The 18,867-nt window shown below is 48.4% G+C and carries 18 protein-coding genes; 17 read left to right on the plus strand and 1 reads right to left on the minus strand.

The window, feature by feature from the left end; all coding sequences use genetic code 11:
* Positions 1 to 261 precede the first annotated feature (261 nt).
* Both glmU and JOD82_RS27175 read left to right on the plus strand, forming a co-directional pair.
* Positions 262 to 1,659, plus strand: a complete 1,398-nt coding sequence (gene glmU / locus JOD82_RS27170; RefSeq protein WP_209950313.1) for a bifunctional UDP-N-acetylglucosamine diphosphorylase/glucosamine-1-phosphate N-acetyltransferase GlmU — start codon at positions 262 to 264, stop codon at positions 1,657 to 1,659.
* A gap of 59 nt (positions 1,660 to 1,718) precedes the next feature.
* On the plus strand, positions 1,719 to 2,672 hold the full coding sequence (locus JOD82_RS27175; RefSeq protein WP_013308125.1) for a ribose-phosphate diphosphokinase: 954 nt from the start codon (positions 1,719 to 1,721) through the stop codon (positions 2,670 to 2,672).
* A 67-nt stretch (positions 2,673 to 2,739) separates the two neighbouring features.
* On the opposite strand, the gene JOD82_RS29660 is transcribed toward JOD82_RS27175, so the two are convergent.
* Complete coding sequence (locus JOD82_RS29660; protein WP_029519375.1) at positions 2,740 to 2,940, minus strand: hypothetical protein; 201 nt, start codon at positions 2,938 to 2,940, stop codon at positions 2,740 to 2,742.
* Positions 2,941 to 3,136: 196 nt separating this feature from the next.
* Between JOD82_RS29660 and pth the strand changes: the two genes are divergently transcribed.
* The 15 genes from pth to spoIIE all read left to right on the plus strand — a co-directional run bounded on the left by pth (position 3,137) and on the right by spoIIE (position 18,861).
* Positions 3,137 to 3,697 (plus strand): aminoacyl-tRNA hydrolase, encoded by a 561-nt coding sequence (gene pth, locus JOD82_RS27180; RefSeq protein WP_029519374.1) that lies wholly within the window; start codon positions 3,137 to 3,139, stop codon positions 3,695 to 3,697.
* A gap of 86 nt (positions 3,698 to 3,783) precedes the next feature.
* A complete protein-coding gene (gene fin, locus JOD82_RS27185) occupies positions 3,784 to 4,014 on the plus strand; it encodes an anti-sigma-F factor Fin (RefSeq protein ID WP_007428020.1) in 231 nt (76 codons plus the stop codon).
* A gap of 134 nt (positions 4,015 to 4,148) precedes the next feature.
* Complete coding sequence (gene mfd / locus JOD82_RS27190) at positions 4,149 to 7,676, plus strand: transcription-repair coupling factor (RefSeq protein ID WP_029519373.1); 3,528 nt, start codon at positions 4,149 to 4,151, stop codon at positions 7,674 to 7,676.
* Entirely contained in the window at positions 7,660 to 8,778 is a 1,119-nt protein-coding gene (locus JOD82_RS27195) for a peptidylprolyl isomerase (protein ID WP_209950314.1), read from the plus strand. Before mfd ends, JOD82_RS27195 begins: the two co-directional genes overlap by 17 nt.
* Before the next feature lie 167 nt (positions 8,779 to 8,945).
* Positions 8,946 to 9,488 (plus strand): stage V sporulation protein T, encoded by a 543-nt coding sequence (gene spoVT, locus JOD82_RS27200; RefSeq protein ID WP_029519371.1) that lies wholly within the window; start codon positions 8,946 to 8,948, stop codon positions 9,486 to 9,488.
* A 141-nt stretch (positions 9,489 to 9,629) separates the two neighbouring features.
* Entirely contained in the window at positions 9,630 to 11,288 is a 1,659-nt protein-coding gene (locus JOD82_RS27205; protein WP_209950315.1) for a putative polysaccharide biosynthesis protein, read from the plus strand.
* Between the two features lie 156 nt (positions 11,289 to 11,444).
* Positions 11,445 to 12,944, plus strand: a complete 1,500-nt coding sequence (yabN, locus tag JOD82_RS27210) for a bifunctional methyltransferase/pyrophosphohydrolase YabN (protein WP_209950316.1) — start codon at positions 11,445 to 11,447, stop codon at positions 12,942 to 12,944.
* 333 nt (positions 12,945 to 13,277) lie between these two features.
* On the plus strand, positions 13,278 to 13,550 hold the full coding sequence (locus tag JOD82_RS27215) for an HU family DNA-binding protein (protein WP_007428028.1): 273 nt from the start codon (positions 13,278 to 13,280) through the stop codon (positions 13,548 to 13,550).
* The gene (locus JOD82_RS27220; protein ID WP_016818913.1) at positions 13,550 to 13,828 is read left to right on the plus strand and encodes an RNA-binding S4 domain-containing protein; all 279 of its coding nucleotides are present in this window, start codon (positions 13,550 to 13,552) and stop codon (positions 13,826 to 13,828) included. Before JOD82_RS27215 ends, JOD82_RS27220 begins: the two co-directional genes overlap by 1 nt.
* 178 nt (positions 13,829 to 14,006) lie before the next feature.
* The gene (gene yabP, locus JOD82_RS27225) at positions 14,007 to 14,291 is read left to right on the plus strand and encodes a sporulation protein YabP (RefSeq protein ID WP_025721693.1); all 285 of its coding nucleotides are present in this window, start codon (positions 14,007 to 14,009) and stop codon (positions 14,289 to 14,291) included.
* Positions 14,288 to 14,866: a spore cortex biosynthesis protein YabQ gene (gene yabQ, locus JOD82_RS27230; RefSeq protein WP_029514620.1), complete on the plus strand. Its 579-nt coding sequence runs from the start codon at positions 14,288 to 14,290 to the stop codon at positions 14,864 to 14,866. The genes yabP and yabQ overlap by 4 nt, the downstream gene beginning before the upstream one ends.
* A gap of 4 nt (positions 14,867 to 14,870) precedes the next feature.
* Complete coding sequence (locus JOD82_RS27235; RefSeq protein ID WP_029514621.1) at positions 14,871 to 15,200, plus strand: FtsB family cell division protein; 330 nt, start codon at positions 14,871 to 14,873, stop codon at positions 15,198 to 15,200.
* Positions 15,201 to 15,323: 123 nt separating this feature from the next.
* Positions 15,324 to 15,848 carry a S1 domain-containing RNA-binding protein gene (locus tag JOD82_RS27240; protein WP_014279051.1) on the plus strand — a complete coding sequence of 175 codons (525 nt, stop codon included), beginning with the start codon at positions 15,324 to 15,326 and terminating at the stop codon, positions 15,846 to 15,848.
* Positions 15,849 to 15,941: 93 nt separating this feature from the next.
* Positions 15,942 to 16,280: a hypothetical protein gene (locus JOD82_RS27245; protein WP_209950317.1), complete on the plus strand. Its 339-nt coding sequence runs from the start codon at positions 15,942 to 15,944 to the stop codon at positions 16,278 to 16,280.
* 73 nt (positions 16,281 to 16,353) lie between these two features.
* Entirely contained in the window at positions 16,354 to 18,861 is a 2,508-nt protein-coding gene (gene spoIIE / locus JOD82_RS27250) for a stage II sporulation protein E (RefSeq protein WP_209950318.1), read from the plus strand.
* Positions 18,862 to 18,867: the final 6 nt, after the last annotated feature.

Consider the following 18,867-nt stretch of genomic DNA (forward strand, 5'->3'; position numbering starts at 1 on the left):
ATTCTTTAGTGAGTTAACAGTCAGTTTTAAGGCAACTTGGAGCCATCCGGGCTGCCGAAGCGGCTTTTTCATAAGACAGGGACTAGGCAGCGATGCGTCCCGGGGATGAATGTCCAGCACAAGCTGGCCTGAAAAAATAGCCATTAACCAAAGGTTCGCCGTTATTTTTCAGGAGGATTGTGAAAAGTTAAGCAAAATCTGATCTGGGAATTAACGTTTTAGCCAAGGGGTAACTGTTATTTTCAGGATAGGAGGTTGGACTTGTTGGAAAGGTTGGCAGTCATTCTTGCCGCAGGGCAGGGAAAACGTATGAAATCCAAATTATATAAAGTTCTGCATCCGGTGTGCGGAAAACCGATGGTTGGGCATGTGCTCGACACGGTTCGTGAAATCGGTGTGTCCCGAAGTGTAGTCGTCGTGGGTCATGGAGCAGAGGCGGTACAGTCTTATTTGGGACCGTCGGCAGAATATGCGCTTCAGGCAGAGCAGTTGGGAACGGGCCATGCTGTTAAGCAAGCCAAGGACTTGCTCGGTCAGGAAAAGGGTACAACCATTGTCATTTGTGGGGATACTCCTTTGATCACAGCGGAAACGCTAGAAGGCTTGGTGCAATTGCACGAGAGCCATGGGGCAGCTGCGACGATTTTGACCGCTGAGTTGGACGACCCGAAAGGATATGGACGAGTTATCCGTGATGCTTCCGGGGCCGTGCTCAAGATCGTGGAACAGAAAGATTGTTCACCTGAGGAGGATGCTGTCCGGGAGATCAATACGGGAACGTACTGCTTTGACAATGCCAAGCTGTTTGCAGCGCTGGACAAGGTAACGAACACCAATGCACAGCAGGAATATTACCTGACAGATGTCATTGGTATTTTGCATGGTGAAGGTGAACAGGTTGAGGCGTATTTGACAGATGATGTGTCTGAATCCATCGGTGTTAACGACAGAGTCGCTTTGTCGGTAGCTGAGGGTTATATGCGTGAGCGCATCGTTCGCAAGCATATGCTGAATGGTGTCACTGTCATTGATCCGTCTTCTACCTATATCGGGAGCGAGGTTGTTATTGGTTCCGATACGGTACTGTACCCGAACACATGGCTGCATGGTCAAACACAAATCGGAGAAGATTGTGTGATTGGTCCGCAGGCTGAGATTCAGAATACGATTATCCATTCAGGCGCAACGGTAAAACATTCGGTGTTGAACGAAGCGGAAGTGGGAAGCAGTACATCTGTGGGGCCGTTTGCTTATCTGCGTCCAGGCGCGAAGCTTGGCGAACATGTGAAAATTGGTGACTTTGTTGAGGTGAAAAATGCGACCATTGGAGATCATTCCAAGGTGTCTCATTTGAGCTATGTCGGTGATGCCAAGGTGGGTACAAATGTAAATATTGGCTGCGGGGCAATAACGGTCAATTATGATGGATATAATAAATCCATTACAGAAATTGAAGACGATGCCTTTATTGGCAGCAATGTGAATCTGATCGCCCCGATTAAGATTGGAAAAGGTGCTTATGTTGTAGCAGGCTCCACTGTAACACATGCTGTCCCTGATAACGATCTGGCTATTGCCAGACCACGTCAAGAGAACAAAGTCGGATATGCGGACAAAATCCGCGCACGTGCCAAAGCGAAGAAGAAAAGATCGGAATGACCTTAATCAGCAAGCTGTTGAATCTGTAATGAATGAACCAGCACGGAGGGTTTCTATTAATGACTTATTGCGATTCCAAACTCAAAATATTTACTTGTAACTCCAATCCGAAGTTAGCCCACCAGATTGCGGACTACATCGGCATCCCAATGGGGGAATCCCATACCACATCGTTTAGTGACGGTGAAATCCAGGTTAAGCTGTCGGAAAGCGTACGCGGCTGCCATGTGTATATTGTGCAGTCAACTTGTCTGCCGGTTAACGACAACTTGATGGAGTTATTGGTTATGATTGATGCACTTAAACGCGCTTCTGCCAAAAGTATCAATGTCGTTATGCCATATTACGGTTACGCTCGTCAGGATCGTAAAGCTCGTTCACGCGATCCGATTACAGCGAAACTTGTCGCTAACTTGATTGAAAAGGCGGGGGCTCACCGCGTAATCAGTATGGATTTGCATGCGATGCAGATTCAGGGATTCTTTGATATTCCAGTGGATCATATGCTGGGAGCACCAATTCTGGCCCAATATTTCCGTTCCAAGCAAATTGAGAACCCGATTGTCGTTTCACCCGATCATGGCGGGGTTGTTCGTGCGCGCAAGCTGGCGGACTTCCTGAGTGCGCCGCTCGCTATTATTGATAAGCGTCGTCCAGAGCCAAATGTCAGTGAAGTGATGAACATCATCGGGAACATTGAGGGTAAAACGGCTATTTTAATTGATGATATCATTGATACAGCCGGAACGATTGTATTAGGTGCAAATGCGCTTAAAGAAGGCGGCGTAAAAGATGTGTATGCGTGTTGTACACATGCCGTATTGTCTGGTCCTGCGATGGAAAGACTGGAGAATTCGCCATTAAAAGAGGTGGTTGTGACGGATACGATCCCGATCGTTCACCCGAATCCGACAAGCAAGCTGAAGGTATTGTCTGTGGCTCCATTAATGGGAGAAGCTATCATCCGTGTGCATGAAGAATTGTCGATCAGCAAACTGTTTGAAATCGAATAAGCGCTGGCTCATTAAAAAGGGGTTGCCTTTTCCATGTGGAAAAGGTAACCCCTATCAGCATGTCAGGCTAAAAGCCTGGGCGAGATATGAATGTGAAACGTTGACGATTGTATAGTGTGTCCTCTATTTCGACGAAATGCTCATTAAAACGCGCAACGATGCCAATCTGGATATGTACATTCCCGTCATAAACCTGGACAGGAACGGAATGTTTTAAATGATATAGAAAATGGCTGTCATATAAGAGGATATCACCTTGATTGAGCATACCGGCACGCACCTTCCTATTCATAACAGGATTTTGCAAAATTCGATTCCAGTCGCTCCAAAGTGCAATATATAGACGAACTAGACCATTTCGATCTATATATTGTTCATTGAAAGTCGCTTATTAGATTTTTGCAAAATCCTCAATACAACTATTTTACCAAAAAATCCAGACTGTGAAAGAGGGTGTCAAGGTTATGAAGTGGATTGTAGGATTGGGTAACCCCGGTCCCCAATACGAGAAAACGAGACATAATGTCGGATTTATGGCATTGGATGCTCTTGCCTCGCGTCATAACATCCAGATTAACCAAAGCAAATGCAAGGCGTTGATTGGAGAGGGCCACATTGGTGGCGTGAAAACTGTACTGATTAAGCCAATGACCTATATGAATCTATCAGGCGAGTCTCTACGTGCTTATATGGACTATTATAAGGCCGATATGGAAGATCTGGTTGTCGTGTACGATGACCTGGATACAGAAGTCGGTAAAATAAGATTGCGTTATCAAGGTAGCGCAGGCGGCCATAACGGCATTAAATCGATCATTCAACATACCGGCACGCAGTCCTTCAATCGGATTCGCATGGGCATTTCCCGCCCGGAGCCTGGACATGCTATTGTCGATTATGTTCTAGGTACCTTTCCAAAGAAGGAAAAAGAATTGCTGGCCGGAATGATCGAGGACACGTGCAACGCCTTAGAATACAGCTTGAGTCATCCGTTTGAACGGACGATGGCTGAATTCAACAAGTAAGTTTAGACGTAGGCAGACGGGCTTAAATGGAAGATTGTTGGACATACTGAAAGGTATAGAAAACTTTCAGGAGGCATATACATTACATGGTTGTTAATTATGTATGCAGACATTGTCGAACTTTCTTGGGACGAATTGATTCCGCGGCAATAACCGAAGAAAGGTTAGGCTTCCATTCCTTGACCCCTGCCGAACGTAGAGATATAATAGCGTATAATTCGGGCGGTGAAGTGACCGTCAAAGTCATTTGCGAGCATTGCAGTCAGGCACTGGAGAATAATCCAGAGCTGAGTCTGCTCGTTAATCCGCTCCAATAACAGGTATTCAACTGGTCCGATGTACCAGCTTGAGAGGTGAAGCGGCAATTCCGCTTATGGAGCCTTGGCAGCATTGCTGAGGCTTCTTTTTCGGTTTACATGTAACTATTTATAAGCATAAAGGGGTGCCTTTTTTGTTACAAGCACTTATTCAGGCTTTTACGAAGGATGCTGATTATGCATCCATTGCAGCAGGCATATCATCAGGGATGAAGGAACAACTGATATCAGGTTTATCAGGCTCTTCCCGACAGGTACTGATGGCCGCGCTTGCCGAAGATACCGGACGACCGTTAATGGTCATGACGCACAATATGTTTGCCGCTCAAAAAATAGCAGATGACTTACAGGAAGCGCTTTCCCCTGATCAGGTTTTATTGTATCCTGCCAATGAGCTGGTAGCTGCTGAAGCAGCCATATCCAGTCCAGAGACCTTATCCCAACGAATTGATGTATTGATACGCTGCGCCCAGGGTTTTCGTGGGATTGTTGTCGTGCCGTTTTCTGGTGTTCGACGTTTATTGCCAATGGCGGAAACATGGCGTGAGGCTCGTATTGAGCTGAAAGAAGGCGAAACAATTCAGCTGGAAGCGTTTTTGCTACATATGGTCGAGATGGGATACCAGCGTGTAGAGCGTGTGGAATCACGTGGAGAGATGAGCGTACGTGGAGGAATTATTGATTTTTATCCAATGACAACCCGTTGGGGCTATCGTGTGGAGCTGTTTGACGATGAAATTGATTCGATCCGTAAGTTTGATCCGCAAGATCAGCGCTCGGTGGAAAAGGTTCAGGCCGTTACTGTAACGCCGTGTAAGGAAGTTATTGCGAATAACCAGCGTATGGATCAGGCGGCAGATGCCGCTGCTATTTTGTTGGAGGAGCAGCTGGGCAAAATGACGGATCGTCAAGCTAAGCAGCATCTGAAAGAAGAGATCCATCGTGAAATTGAGTTGCTGCGAGAGCATGTGTATTTTGACGAAATCTATAAATATATCTCCCTGCTGTATCCTGAACGTAAAACCCTGGCAGATTATATGCCGGAAGATACGATTCTGATTATTGACGAACCGGCGCGTATGCTGGAAACAGCCAAGCAACTGGAACGGGATGAGTCAGAATGGAATCTGCATTTGCTTCAAAACGGTAAAACGTTACCGCAGCTAGAACTGTCAGACGACGCGGACAATCTGCTGTACAACCGGAGATTTCAGACGTTGTTCCTGTCGATTTTCCTCCGTCAGGTTCCTCATACCCAGCCGCAAAATATTTTGAACTTCATCTGCCGAGGCATGCAGGATTTCCATGGCCAAATGAATGTGCTCAAGGCGGAGATGGATCGTTGGCGCAAAGCTGGCACACAGGTTATGATGCTGGCGAGTGGAGATGAACGTCTGGACCGGATGCGCCGAGTGCTTGAGGATTATGGTATTGATGAGCCGACGATGGCTATCGGCAATCTGCAAAGCGGTTTTGAAATGCCATCTATTCACCTGGCGGTCATTACCGAGGGTGAAATGTTTTCTCAGAAGCAGCGGAAAGCTCGTAAGCAGGGCCGCCATGTGGACAATGCAGAACGAATTAAGAGCTATAGCGAGCTGAAGGTGGGCGACTACGTCGTACACCAAAATCACGGGATCGGGAAGTACATGGGGATCGGCACGCTGGAGGTTGGCGGTATCCATAAGGATTACATGCATGTCCTCTACGCGGGTGGAGATAAGCTGTCAGTGCCGATTGAACAAATTGATCTGATTCAGAAATATGTTGGCTCAGAGGACAAGGAACCCAAGATTTATAAACTGGGTGGCAATGAGTGGACACGGGTTAAAAGTAAGGTGCGCAGCTCGGTTCAGGATATTGCGGATGACTTGATCAAGCTATATGCAGAACGACAGTCGGCACCAGGGTTTGCTTTTGAAAAGGATTCACCGGAGCAACAAGAGTTTGAGGATATGTTCCCGTATGATGAGACACGTGACCAGATTCGGGCCATCGAAGAGATTAAGAAGGACATGGAGCAGAGCCGCCCGATGGATCGTTTGCTATGCGGTGATGTAGGTTACGGCAAAACTGAAGTTGCGATTCGTGCTGCTTTTAAGTCTGCTATTGAAGGCAAACAAGTAGCGGTGCTGGTACCGACGACGATTTTGGCACAGCAACACTATGAGACGTTCCGTGAACGTTTTTCAGGGTATCCGTTCAATATTCAGGTATTGAGCCGTTTCCGCTCGCGCAAAGAGCAGAATGAAACGATTAAAGGGGTCCGGCAAGGCACGGTCGATATTGTCATTGGTACCCATCGTCTGTTGTCGCAGGATCTGGTGTTTAAGGATTTGGGAATGCTGATTGTCGATGAAGAACAGCGATTTGGCGTAACCCACAAGGAAAAGCTGAAGAAGCTGAAAACGAACGTAGATGTGCTGACGTTAACGGCAACACCTATTCCGCGTACGTTGCATATGTCCATGCTGGGTGTACGTGACTTGTCAGTCATTGAGACGCCACCGGAAAACCGTTTTCCAGTGCAAACGTATGTGGTTGAGCATAGCCAGACTCTAGTCCGTGAGGCCATTGAACGCGAGATGGCACGCGGAGGGCAGGTGTACTATCTGTATAATCGTGTGCAGGGCATTCAGGAGATGGCTGCAGAGATCAATGCGCTCGTACCGGAGGCCAAGGTGGGCGTGGGTCACGGACAAATGTCCGAAACCGAACTGGAGAAAACTATTTTGGATTTCCTGGATGGCGAATATGATGTGCTGGTCAGCACCAGCATTATTGAAACCGGCGTGGATATTCCCAATGTGAATACACTCATTGTGCATGATGCCGATAAAATGGGGCTATCCCAGCTTTATCAGCTGCGTGGGCGTGTAGGTCGTTCCAATCGGATTGCCTATGCTTATTTCACGTACCAGCGGGATAAGGTGCTCACGGAAGTGGCGGAGAAGCGCCTTCAGTCGATTAAAGAATTTACGGAGCTGGGCTCCGGCTTCAAGATTGCAATGCGCGATTTGTCCATCCGCGGCGCGGGTAACTTGCTTGGCGCTGAGCAGCATGGATTCATCGCATCCGTCGGCTTTGATCTTTACTCGCAGATGCTGGCTGAGGAAATTAATAAACGTAAAGTCAGCGTACTTGGAGAAGAGGATCAGTCCAATCGGAATTGGAGTACGTCGATTGATTTAGGCGTCGATGCTTACCTGCCGGGTGACTATATTTATGACAGCATCCAGAAAATTGAGATTTATAAAAAGGTTGCAGCGGTCAGTACCTTTGACGAGGCTTCTGAACTGGAGGATGAACTGGTCGACCGATTTGGCGATCTGCCAGAGGCTGTGCGTCATTTGCTAGCCGTGGCTCGCCTCAAGGTATATGGACGCATGTATGGCATCGAGTCCATAGTGCAACGGGATGACAATATCGTGTTGAAATTCCATGAAGGGCGTCAGCAGGCGGTACAGACCGCCAAACTTGCCGAGATTGGCAATCGCTTTGAAAGACGTGTACAATTTGAACAGGGCACATCTATGAGCGCACGCATAAAGGGCAAAGGTCTAAATGATCCACAGTTGCTAGAACTGCTGGAACAATTTTTGAGTGCATTGAAAGAAGCATTCACATTGAAGGAGGAACTGCAAAATGCCACAACTAAATAAAAGAAAACCTTGGAGAATGCTCTCCTTGGGAATGGCAGCGCTGCTAGCTATATCGGTTCTGGCAGCATGTACGAAGCAACCGGATGAGAACAAGGTCAAGGATGAACCGAAGGACAACAGCAAGGTTGTCGTGACCTATAAGGGTGGAACGATTACCGAAAATGAGTTCAACCAAGAAATCAGTATGATGAAATTCCTGTACCCAGAGTATGAGGCTGCGTTAGCTTCGGATCAGGTACGAGAGCAAATTGTAAAGCAGGAAGTGGTGTACAAGCTTCTGGCGGCTAAAGCGGACGACAAAGCCAAGGAGCAGGGTGCCAAAGAAGGGAACGAACAACTGGAGCAGTATAAAAAGTCAGTCGGAGAAGATAAGTTCAAGACATTTCTGAGTGATAAGAAACTGACTGAACAAGGTGTGAAAGATTACTTCACGCGTGTAATGACGGTAATCAACAGCGAAACTAACAAAGTAACAGATGATCAGCTAAAACAGGAATTTGAGAAAAATAAAGATCAATTCACGACAGCAACCGTGCGTCATGTATTGATTAACTTCCAAGATCCTAAAACAAAGAAACAGCGCAAAAAAGAGGATGCCCTCAAGCTGGCGAAAGAAGTGAAGGCGAAGCTGGACGGAGGAGCGGATTTTGCGACGATTGCCAAGAAATATTCAGAAGACCCAGGTTCTGCGTCTAACGGAGGTCTGTATGAGAATGCATCCGTAGCGCAATGGGTACCTGCCTTTAAAGAGGCCGCTGAGACCCAACCGATTAACAAAATCGGTGAGCCGGTGGAAACGGAATACGGATATCACGTGATCAAAGTGGAGTCCCGCAATGAGCCAACGTTTGATAAATTGAAAGACAACGAAAAGGCTGCCCTGAAAAATAAATTGGCCGGGGAAAGTATCCAAAACTTTACCGAAAATGATTTGACGAAACTTGATTTGAAAATCAATCTGCCGAAGGTACCAGCTACGCAAGAGAAAAGCGGTGCAACTTCTGGTGCCGGTAGCACAACTACACCGGGCGCAACAACAAACGGTACGGGCGATGCCAAGGCAGGAACAGCCAAAGATGGAGCTACAAACGAAGGTAAATAACTGAACATGCATAAGGAATTGGGAACAGATGAATACTATGGTCAGATATCACCATAAACACCATGACCGTGACGTTCTTCGTGACCGCTTCTGGGGGAGTGGAAGCGTCTTTCGATACCGTCAGTAGTTTACTAAATTCTTCTTGAGAAAGTGGGGCAACATGTGAAATGAAAGCTACTGGTATAGTTCGCCGTATTGATGACCTTGGGCGGGTAGTTATTCCAAAGGAAATTCGCCGCACCTTGAGAATTCGTGAAGGAGATCCGCTTGAGATTTTTGTGGATCGTGACGGAGAAGTCATTTTGAAAAAGTATTCACCTATTGGTGAACTTGGTGATTTCGCCAAAGAATATGCTGAGTCCCTGTTTGAAAGCACGGGCCATATTACAATGATTACCGATCGGGACACCATTATTACGGTGGCTGGAGGCTCTAAAAAAGAGTTTCTGGACAAGCCAATCGGTAGCATTATCGAAGGTAGTATGGATAATCGCAAAACTGTGCTGGAGACAGCCAGCGGCTCTTATGAGCTAACGCGAGACCACGAAGAAACACTCTCGTCCTTTGTGGCGGCTCCCATTGTTTCCGGTGGTGATCCCATTGGTTCCGTTGTATTGTTGAACAAGGACGAAAATGTAAAAATGTCCGAAATGGAGGTCAAAATGGCTGAAACAGCCGCTGGCTTCCTGGGCAAACAAATGGAACAGTAACATCCCGTTTCACCCCTGTATGACGTACAGAATGGCGAAAGCCGTCCTACGTTGCACAGGGTTTTTTTTCTTTCCGTGAGAAGAGGCGGTATAATAGGACTCGGGTAAGATGCATATTTCAGGTGGGAGTGGAGACGGAGAATGCAGGAAAATCGCGCCGCTTCGCGGCTGCTACGAGGTGCTGTCATTTTGACACTGGCAGCGGTAGCGAGCAAGCTGATCGGCACAGTGCAAAAAATCCCGCTGCAGAATATCGGCGGCGACGGCGTGTTTGGCATTTATAATACGGTTTATCCTTTTTATACGCTGTTCATTACCATTGCAGCTGCTGGATTTCCGGCTGCAATATCCAAATTTGTAGCTGAGTTTGAGGCAGTGGGAAACCGAGCAGCGGGGCAACGTGTTGCTCGGTTATCTTCGCTTGTCTTGGGTGTCTTCGGATTAATCCTGGGCGTGCTGATGTATACGTGTGCGCCGCTCATTGGTCAATGGATCGACAATGCTCACGTCATTCCGTCGGTGAGGGCGGCGGCGTTTGCCTTTTTGTTCGTGCCGGTTATGGCGGGACTGAGAGGATATTTTCAAGGTTTGCAAAATATGCTTCCGACTGCTGTTTCCCAAGTGACGGAGCAGGCGATAAGGGTAAGCGTGATGATTATACTGTTGCTGCTCATGCTGTCACAAGGAGCGGGAGCAGATATGATTGCTGCCGGAGCCGTGTTTGGTTCAGCAGCAGGTGGAGCAGCGGGCTTGGTCGTCATGTTGCTATATTGGCGAAATCACAGGAAGAGGCTTAGAAGGCAAGGGACGGTCATGGCGACAGTGCAAGCACAAGCTGGAGAGCTACACCCAGCGGAAAGCAATGGTGCCTTGTTAAAGGCGATACTGCGTTATGCCCTGCCTGTTTGCCTTGGAGCGCTAGCCGTTCCGTTAATTAGCCTGGTAGACACATTTACTGTACCTCGCTTGTTAAAGCAGGAGGGATTGGACGATACTGCGGTTATGGTGGCCTTTGGCGTGTATAACCGAGGTCTGCCGCTGGTACAGCTAGTCATGATGTTTGCCACCACCCTGTCGGCATTATTCATTCCATCGCTGGCTGAGGCCCGGGTAACCGGCGGTACGGAACTGGCACGTCGCCAGTGCGAGCAATCGCTACGCTGGTTTTGGCTACTGGGACTGGCCGCTGCGACAGGCTTGATCGTGCTGGCTGTGCCCGTCAATGTGATGCTGTATGCGGACGACACCGGCAGCGGGGTCATGCGCTGGATGGCGCTAACCGCCGTAGGCGGCACGCTCAGCATTTTCTCGGCTGCGCTGCTGCAAGGGCTTGGCGCAGTTCGCGCGCCGGCTCTGGCGATGCTCGCGGCCGCAGCAGCCAAGGCGCTGCTAAACTGGCTACTCGTGCCGCAGCTAGGCACGGCTGGAGCCGCCATTGCGGGGGCTGTCGCCTATCTGCTGGCGGCAGTGATCAACATCGTGCTGCTGGCTCGCTTGGTAGGCCTGCGCGCGAGCTGGTCCGCCAGCGTGCTCAAGCCGGCGGCGCTGCTTATCGCCCTGGCTGGTGCGGCCGGGGCAGCGATGTGGGGCACCAGCGCTGTGCTGGGTGCCTTGGGGTGGGCTGCCGAAGGTCGTGCCACGGCAGCCGTGGAGAGCCTGCTGGGTGTAGCCGCAGGCGCCGCAGTGTTCGTGATCGGCCTCGCACGCTTGAGGCTGATCACGGAAGCCGAGCTTGTGGCGGTGCCCAAGCTCGGACGCCCGCTGGCAGCCGTGCTGCGCAGGCTACGTGTACTGGCTTAGCCAGGCATACGGCTTACGGCGTGAATCGGCACAGCCATTTTATGAGCCTATACCACTTTGTGGTATAGTAATGCCAAAGCAAAGGAAGCGGAGGCGGGGTTAGGCCGTGTATTTTTTCGAGCATGAGCCTTGTTTCTGCGAAACGGAGGATGGGATATGAGCGTAACATTAACGGTCGTAGGTTTGGGCTCGGGGGATCCGGATCAGCTTACGATAGGGATATTGAACAAAATGCGAGGCGCTTCAGCGCTGTATCTGCGGACCAAGGAGCATCCTGCGGTTCAAGTGCTGAATGAGTTTGAGGTGGCTTTTGAGTCGTTTGACGAGGTATATGAGACAAAAGAGTCTTTCCCAGAGGTATACGAGGAAATTACCAGCCAATTGATTACGACGGCTGCTAAGGCGGCAGACGGAAGCGAAATCGTCTATGCGGTTCCTGGTCACCCTATGGTGGCAGAAGCAGCGGTGCAGTTGCTTAAGGAGCGTTGTCCTGCGCAAGGGATTGAACTGAATATTCTGGGCGGCGAAAGTTTCCTGGATGAAGCTTTTGTGCGTCTTGGTTTTGATCCGATTGAGGGTTTTCAGCTGCTGGACGCAGGAACACTGGATGCCAGCTGGCTCCAGCCTCAGCTGCATACGCTGATCGGACAGGTGTATGACACCTTTACGGCTTCTGATGTGAAGCTGTGCCTGATGGAGCGGTATCCTGACGATTATGAGGTATATGTCGGTCACGCTCTTGGGGTAGAAGGGGAGGAAGCGGTGCACAAGGTACCGCTGTACGAGCTGGATCGAGTAGAGGGCTACGGGAACCTATCCTTGGTATACGTACCTCGCAGTGAAGATGAAGCGCTGAAACGGCGTTCTTTTGACCGTTTACACGAGATTGTCGATATTTTGCGCAGCCCGGAAGGCTGTCCTTGGGATCGTGAACAGACACATCAGTCGATTCGCAAAAATCTGATCGAAGAAACGTATGAAGTCATCGAAACGATAGATGAGGACGACCCTGAGCATATGAAGGAAGAGCTGGGCGATCTGTTGTTGCAAATTTTGCTGCATGCCCAAATGGAAGAGGAAGTCGGAACCTTCAATGTGTATGATGTTATCCAGGGGCTGAATGATAAGCTTATTTTCCGTCATCCACATGTATTTGGTGACAATCAAGCGAATGATGCGGAAGAAGCGCTGCAAAACTGGGAGCAGATGAAGGCTGAGGAAAAACGGCTTAAAGGCACGACGGCGGCATACCCTTCTGTACTGGACGGGGTTCCGCGAGATCTGCCTGCTCTTATGAAATCGTACAAGCTCCAGAAGAAAGCAGCTAAAGTGGGCTTTAACTGGGATAGCATTGAGGGCGTATTCGATAAATTGGACGAAGAAGTGGCTGAGCTGAAGGAAGCGGTTCGTGAAGGGCATGCTGCGGAAGCCCAGTTGCTGGAGTTAGGCGATGTGCTATTTGTTGCCGTGAATGCAGCCCGGTTTATGGGAGTAGACCCGGAAGAGGCATTGTCGGCTACCAATCGCAAATTTGTCGACCGTTTCCAGTATATTGAGCAGAAATTACGCGAGCAGGGGCGTCGTCCCGAAGAAAGCAGCGTAGATGAAATGGAGACTTACTGGCAGGAAGCGAAAAAGCTCCTTGGTAAAGCGTGATTCCACATATTCGCTTTTGGCTGCACAGAACAGTAAAATGAGACATATGCAGGGTTGAAAGAAGGCCCAGTTTGAGAGGACTTGCCAATGGGCAGAGTTTTGTAGTAGGATGTTGGCTTAACTGGGGTCGAATAAAAAAACGCCTGTCATTGCAGGATTTTTACGGACAAGCCAGAATAACTTGTAGTAATTCTGAAAATAACTGTAGCTTATAGTTAAGCGTGTTACAGTGACATTCAGAAGGGCTTCGGCCACAGTTGGACCTCACGTCTGCTCCATCAATGGACATGTAGCGTGATGATTATTTTTTGACATTTGGGAGGCTTTTATCTTATGAACAAGACAGATCTGATCAACAATATTTCCAGCAAAAGCGGTTTGAGCAAACGTGACGTTGAAGCTGTATTGAATGGCGTTCTTGGTGAAATTACAGATGCACTCGCTAGCGGTGACAAAGTGCAACTGATCGGCTTTGGTACTTTCGAAACACGCAAGCGTTCCAGCCGTACAGGCCGCAATCCACAAACCGGTAACACGATTGAAATTCCAGAATCGACCGTTCCTGCTTTTAAAGCCGGTAATAAGCTTAAAGAAGCCGTTAACTAATGCGTCTTGATAAATTCTTGAAAGTCTCGCGGCTGATTAAGCGGCGTACGGTAGCCAAGGACGTCTCCGAACAAGGGAGAGTGCTGGTGAACGGACGCGAAGCCAAGCCGAGCAGTGCGGTCAAAGTAGGCGATGAAATTACCGTCCAGTTTGGCCAGAAGCTGGTGACCGTGCGAGTGGAACGGCTCGCCGACACTACACGCAAGGACGAGGCTGCAAGTATGTACACGTTGGTAAAGGAAGAGCCTATTGCCAGGGACAATGGTTTAAACTGGTAAGCAGACATCTGACTTTCTCACAACTGTACATGAAAGCATTCCTTCATTATTTTATGAAGGAATGCTTTTTTTCTTTAGATGACGAGTTTTCGTCCATCATATGCTGATTAACAGCAAAAGCGGTTCTAAATCATACGGCCCCCTTCATAAGCTAAGAACAGAAGGAGGGGTACATGCCATGATTGAACAAGGGAAGTCGAAGCACCATGATCTGCGCATGCAAAGCCGCAAGCAACTCGATATTTCAGGCGTCAGCAATGTGGAGAGCTTTGACAGTGAAGAATTTTTGCTTCAGACCGAGCTGGGCCATCTCACCATTCGCGGACAACATTTACATATCAAAAACCTCAGCCTAGAAGAGGGACTGTTGTCCATTGAAGGTCTGATTACTTCCCTCGTCTACCTGGAGCCCGGGGCCCCGGCTAAAAACGGAAAAAGCCTATTCGGCAAGATCTTCAAATGAACCCTTACACGCAATGGCTGACGTTAACGTGGATGCTGGTGTCGGGCATAGCCATGGGAGTGGTGTTTGACAGCTACCGGGTGCTGTCCATCCGCTTTCATTTTGCCCGCTGGAGCGTTCATATATTGGACGTGCTGTACTGGGTGGCCTCGGCTTTGTTTATTTTCCGTGTGCTATACGCGAGTAATCGCGGTGAGCTGCGGTTTTATGTCTTTTTAGGACTACTTTTGGGGGTTTGGCTCTATTTTTGGGCCTTTAGTGTTACAACCCAACGTTTTGTGGTAATGTTATTAGAGATAGTTCGCAGACTGACGTTGATCGTGAACAGCATACTGCGCATCCTGATTGTTCTTCCGGTGTTAGCGCTGTATCGGCTGTTACGCAAGCTAGTCGGATGGACATGGGCACTTATTGTGTTCCTGGGAAGGATGCTGATATACATCCTGATGCCGGTTTGGAAGCCGATCCTATGGCTGATCGGTCCACTTAAAGCGCGCTGGAGGACTCCAGAGTCGCTCGTAAAGCTGGGTATCAGACTGAAAAACACAGCGAAAAGATGGTTTGGAAGGAGGTAGTATCATGCGTAATTCGTCTGTAGATCGCCATTCATCTTCTACGTCCAAGTCCAACGCGGGCGGGCGCAGGCGAATCATGATTTGGTTGCTATCGCTTGCCGCCTTTGGTAGTTGGGCAATTTTTACCTTTTTTTCTCAAGGCATGATTATGGCCGATCGAAATGAACAGCTCATCCAGAAGGAAAAGCAGAAGCAAGCTGCTACACAAACGGAACAACAGCTTCAAACCGAAGTGAATCGTCTCAAGGACCCTGAGTACATTGGCGAGATTGCCAGAAGCAAGTACGGTCTTTACAAACCGGAAGAGACGCCAATCATCGGAGATCAGAAATAGGAACATTATCGGGCCAATGCTTAGTTGACCTTGGTTCCGCCATTTTGTATAATCAAATCACCACAGCGGGATTTTTTTGCAAAAAAATCGGTTGTATATTTTAAGGGAGGATCATTTTATTCTATGGCAATTGAAGTGGGCACCAAGTTAGAGGGCAAAGTGACAGGCATCACGCATTTTGGAGCATTTGTGGATTTGTCTGGAGGTGTCACGGGTCTCGTTCACATCTCGGAAATCGCCGATAACTATGTTAAGGATGTTAACGACCACCTGAAGATTAATGATGTCGTGACGGTGAAAGTCATTAATGTTGACAAAGATGGCAAAATCGGACTTTCCATTAAGCAAACGATTGACAAGCCGGCAAGTGAAGCCCGTCCCCCAAGAGCTCCAAGACCGGAGCGTACGGGAGGACCAGGCGGAGGCGACCGTTTCGGCGGTGGAGGTTCAGGTCCAAGTCAAGGACGCGGTGGTGGTGGCGGTGGTTTCAACCGCGATCGTGGAGGCCGTTCTTTCAAGCCTGCACCGGGTAAACCTTCATTTGAGGATAAAATGTCACGCTTCCTGAAAGATAGTGAGGAACGCATTTCGTCGCTGAAAAAGAACACCGAAGGTAAACGCGGAGGACGCGGCGCGAAGCGTGTTTAATTCACTTTGACAACCGTATCAACCATACACGGAAAACCGTACAGTCGAAAGACTGCTACGGTTTTTTTGCGTTCTACCGACAATAGATGCGACATGCAATGGCTGTGGGCGATAAATCCGGTTATCGTTATACATGTATTTTATGAGATTCGCAATTTTGATGAAGACGAGGAAGCATTCGTGCTGGAAAGCGAATGTTTTTTTTGTCGTGAGGACATAATCGTCCGACAAACTCCAACGGTTTTCCGTCTATCTTCTGTGCAAATCGCTAGTCTTGGTCATAGTGATGGACGACATAGAGAGGTCAAGCAAGGAGTTAAGAGACGCAACTTCCATCTGCTTCCATACGGGCGTAGCTTGATGTTCAAGGTGATGCTCTGTCCTTTCGCGCAGAACGTTTTTTTGTCGGAAATTTCTTGGAATAAGACGTGAGGTTCTGACAAACTTTCTCAATCATTCCGGTTTAAGATGGGAACATCAAATTGATGAATGGGGTGCCTGACGCATGATGGAGAAATGGAACGTGGTACATTTTCCGGGGTTAAAATCTAGAAAGTCCAAATCCAAAGAGCGTACGGAAGGTTGGTCTTCCAGACTCAGAAAACGGCTGGATTCACATAAAGTGGTGCAATGGGTAACAGCGCAAAGATGGATGCTGCTATTGTCGGCTATGGGAGTTCTACTGGGACGCGCCACTATTTTGGACGAGCTTTCTCCTTTTGCCCTCGCTTATTTTGCGGTCATTACGTTTCTTCGGCGTGACCTGATGCTGCCTGTAGCTTTATCCGTTGTGTTAGGCAGCCTGTTAGCTCCTTATCCATCGTTATTTATGATTGGTGGTGAGCTACTGGTATTTTATTTCCTGTATCGCGGGTTACGAACCTTCGATCGTCTGGAACTATCCTATGCCCCGCTTATGGTTTTCTTGTCTGTGTTTATGGTCAATTTATTTAACGCCGTGATGGCTCCAACTTTCACATGGTATGAACTTATCATTGTGGGAACGGATGCGGTTCTCAGCTTTATGCTTACGCTGGTATTCACACAGGCCATACCGTTGTTTACGTACCGCAAGAAGACAAGCCAGCTCAAAAATGAGGAAATTTTATGTCTTATTATATTATTAGCCTCTGTGATGACAGGAGCAGTAGGATGGACTGTTCATTCATTGTCTGTCGATCATGTATTGTCGCGATATTTGGTCTTGGTGTTTGCTTTGGTGGGAGGTGCTTCGCTGGGTGCATCGGTCGGTGTCATTACCGGTTTAATTTTAAGCTTGGCCAATATGTCTGCAATTGTGCAGATGAGTTTACTCGCTTTTGCAGGTTTGCTGGCAGGGATGCTGCGTGAAGGGAAAAAGGGTGCTGTTGCGCTTGGGATGCTGCTAGGCTCCTCCATTCTGACGATCTATTTGGATGGGACCGGAGACGTGCTGACATCAACCTGGGAGAGCTGTGCGGCGATTCTATTATTTTTAATGACCCCAAAAAGTTTCTTTAAAGCGGTTTCTACCTATGTTCCCGGTACGCAGGACCATGCTAAATCTCAGCATGAATATGCCAAAAGGGTCCGCGATCTTACCGCAGAGCGAGTAACGAAGTTTTCCCGTGTATTCAGTCAGCTATCCCGCAGCTTTCACCAGATATCTGCAAGTGAGGGCGCGAAGTCGGATGGTGAAATCGAACACTTTATGAATGCGGTGGCGGAAGGGACATGTGCCTCCTGCTTCAAGTGTGAGCAGTGCTGGGACGGCAAGTTCATGCAAACCCATCAGTATATGACTGAAATGATGAGCGCCATTGAGGATAACCCGGATTTGGGGCCGGAACAGATTCCCCCGCAATGGAGTAAGGCATGTGCTAAAACGGGCGCTGTCCTGCAAGTGATGAAGCAGCAGTATAGCCTCTACCAACATAATATGCAGTGGAAGCGCCAAGTATACGATAGTCGTCAGCTTGTTGCTGACCAGCTATCGGGCGTATCACAAATCATGGAGGATTTAGCGCGAGAAATTCAGCGGGAAGGGCAGACCATGCATCGGCAGGAGGAGCAAATACGGGAGGCTCTTGATAGACTGGGCTTGTCCATCCAATCTATTGAGATTATTAATCTGGATGCAGGTCAGGTAGAAATTGAGATTGTCCATGCCTATACAAGGGGATTTGATGAATGTCGGAAAATCATTGCTCCACTGCTGTCGGACATACTGGACGAGCATATAGCTGTGATGCGCGAAACGGAGGCAGATCGCCGCCAAGGCTTGGCTACAGTCATGTTCGGCTCTGCTAAAACGTATGAGATTGCTACAGGGGTAGCTAGTGCGGCCAAAGGAGGTGATTTTTTCTCAGGAGACAGCTACAGCATGATGGAGCTAGGGAACGGGACTTTTGCAGTCTCCTTAAGCGATGGCATGGGAAACGGAGAGCGCGCGCAGCAAGAGAGCAGTGCAGCACTTAACATTTTGGAGGAATTACTGCAATCGGGTATGGACGAAAAATTGGCGATCAAGTCGGTTAACTCTGTCCTGATGCTGCGATCACCTGAGGAAATGTATGCTACGGTCGATATGGCGCTGATTGATCAGTATACGGCCCAGACAACCTTTATGAAAATTGGATCTACGCCAAGCTTTATTAAAAGAGGAGAGGAGGTCATTCCCGTATCTGCCAGCAATTTGCCGATTGGCATTATACAGGATATTGAAATTGATTTGGTATCCCTGCAGCTCCAGCCGGGTGATATTCTCATTATGATTACAGACGGTATATACGACTCACCGGGTTATGCGGTTAATAAGGAAATATGGATGAAACGCATGATTCAGGAAATTGAAAGCGAAGATCCTCAGCAGTTGGCCGACTGTTTACTAGAAAGGGTTATTCGATACCAACAAAATCAAATCTATGACGATATGACAGTAGTCGTTAGTAAAATAGATCACTTCCGCCCAGAATGGGCAACTCTCCATGTACCTGGCATGAGGTGGTTGGAACGTCCACGGACGGTGAGCTAATCCGAC

The sequence above is a fragment of the Paenibacillus sp. 1182 genome, from assembly GCF_017833915.1.
Lineage (GTDB): Bacteria > Bacillota > Bacilli > Paenibacillales > Paenibacillaceae > Paenibacillus > Paenibacillus polymyxa_D.

Coding starts and splice junctions, on each gene's coding strand:
- JOD82_RS27175 (WP_013308125.1), top strand. CDS start 1,719: ATGACTTATTGCGATTCCAAACTCAAAATATTTACTTGTAACTCCAAT.
- JOD82_RS29660 (WP_029519375.1), bottom strand. CDS start 2,940: ATGCTCAATCAAGGTGATATCCTCTTATATGACAGCCATTTTCTATAT.
- pth (WP_029519374.1), top strand. CDS start 3,137: ATGAAGTGGATTGTAGGATTGGGTAACCCCGGTCCCCAATACGAGAAA.
- fin (WP_007428020.1), top strand. CDS start 3,784: ATGGTTGTTAATTATGTATGCAGACATTGTCGAACTTTCTTGGGACGA.
- JOD82_RS27195 (WP_209950314.1), top strand. CDS start 7,660: ATGCCACAACTAAATAAAAGAAAACCTTGGAGAATGCTCTCCTTGGGA.
- spoVT (WP_029519371.1), top strand. CDS start 8,946: ATGAAAGCTACTGGTATAGTTCGCCGTATTGATGACCTTGGGCGGGTA.
- JOD82_RS27205 (WP_209950315.1), top strand. CDS start 9,630: ATGCAGGAAAATCGCGCCGCTTCGCGGCTGCTACGAGGTGCTGTCATT.
- yabN (WP_209950316.1), top strand. CDS start 11,445: ATGAGCGTAACATTAACGGTCGTAGGTTTGGGCTCGGGGGATCCGGAT.
- JOD82_RS27215 (WP_007428028.1), top strand. CDS start 13,278: ATGAACAAGACAGATCTGATCAACAATATTTCCAGCAAAAGCGGTTTG.
- JOD82_RS27220 (WP_016818913.1), top strand. CDS start 13,550: ATGCGTCTTGATAAATTCTTGAAAGTCTCGCGGCTGATTAAGCGGCGT.
- yabP (WP_025721693.1), top strand. CDS start 14,007: ATGATTGAACAAGGGAAGTCGAAGCACCATGATCTGCGCATGCAAAGC.
- yabQ (WP_029514620.1), top strand. CDS start 14,288: ATGAACCCTTACACGCAATGGCTGACGTTAACGTGGATGCTGGTGTCG.
- JOD82_RS27235 (WP_029514621.1), top strand. CDS start 14,871: ATGCGTAATTCGTCTGTAGATCGCCATTCATCTTCTACGTCCAAGTCC.
- JOD82_RS27240 (WP_014279051.1), top strand. CDS start 15,324: ATGGCAATTGAAGTGGGCACCAAGTTAGAGGGCAAAGTGACAGGCATC.
- JOD82_RS27245 (WP_209950317.1), top strand. CDS start 15,942: ATGCAATGGCTGTGGGCGATAAATCCGGTTATCGTTATACATGTATTT.
- spoIIE (WP_209950318.1), top strand. CDS start 16,354: ATGATGGAGAAATGGAACGTGGTACATTTTCCGGGGTTAAAATCTAGA.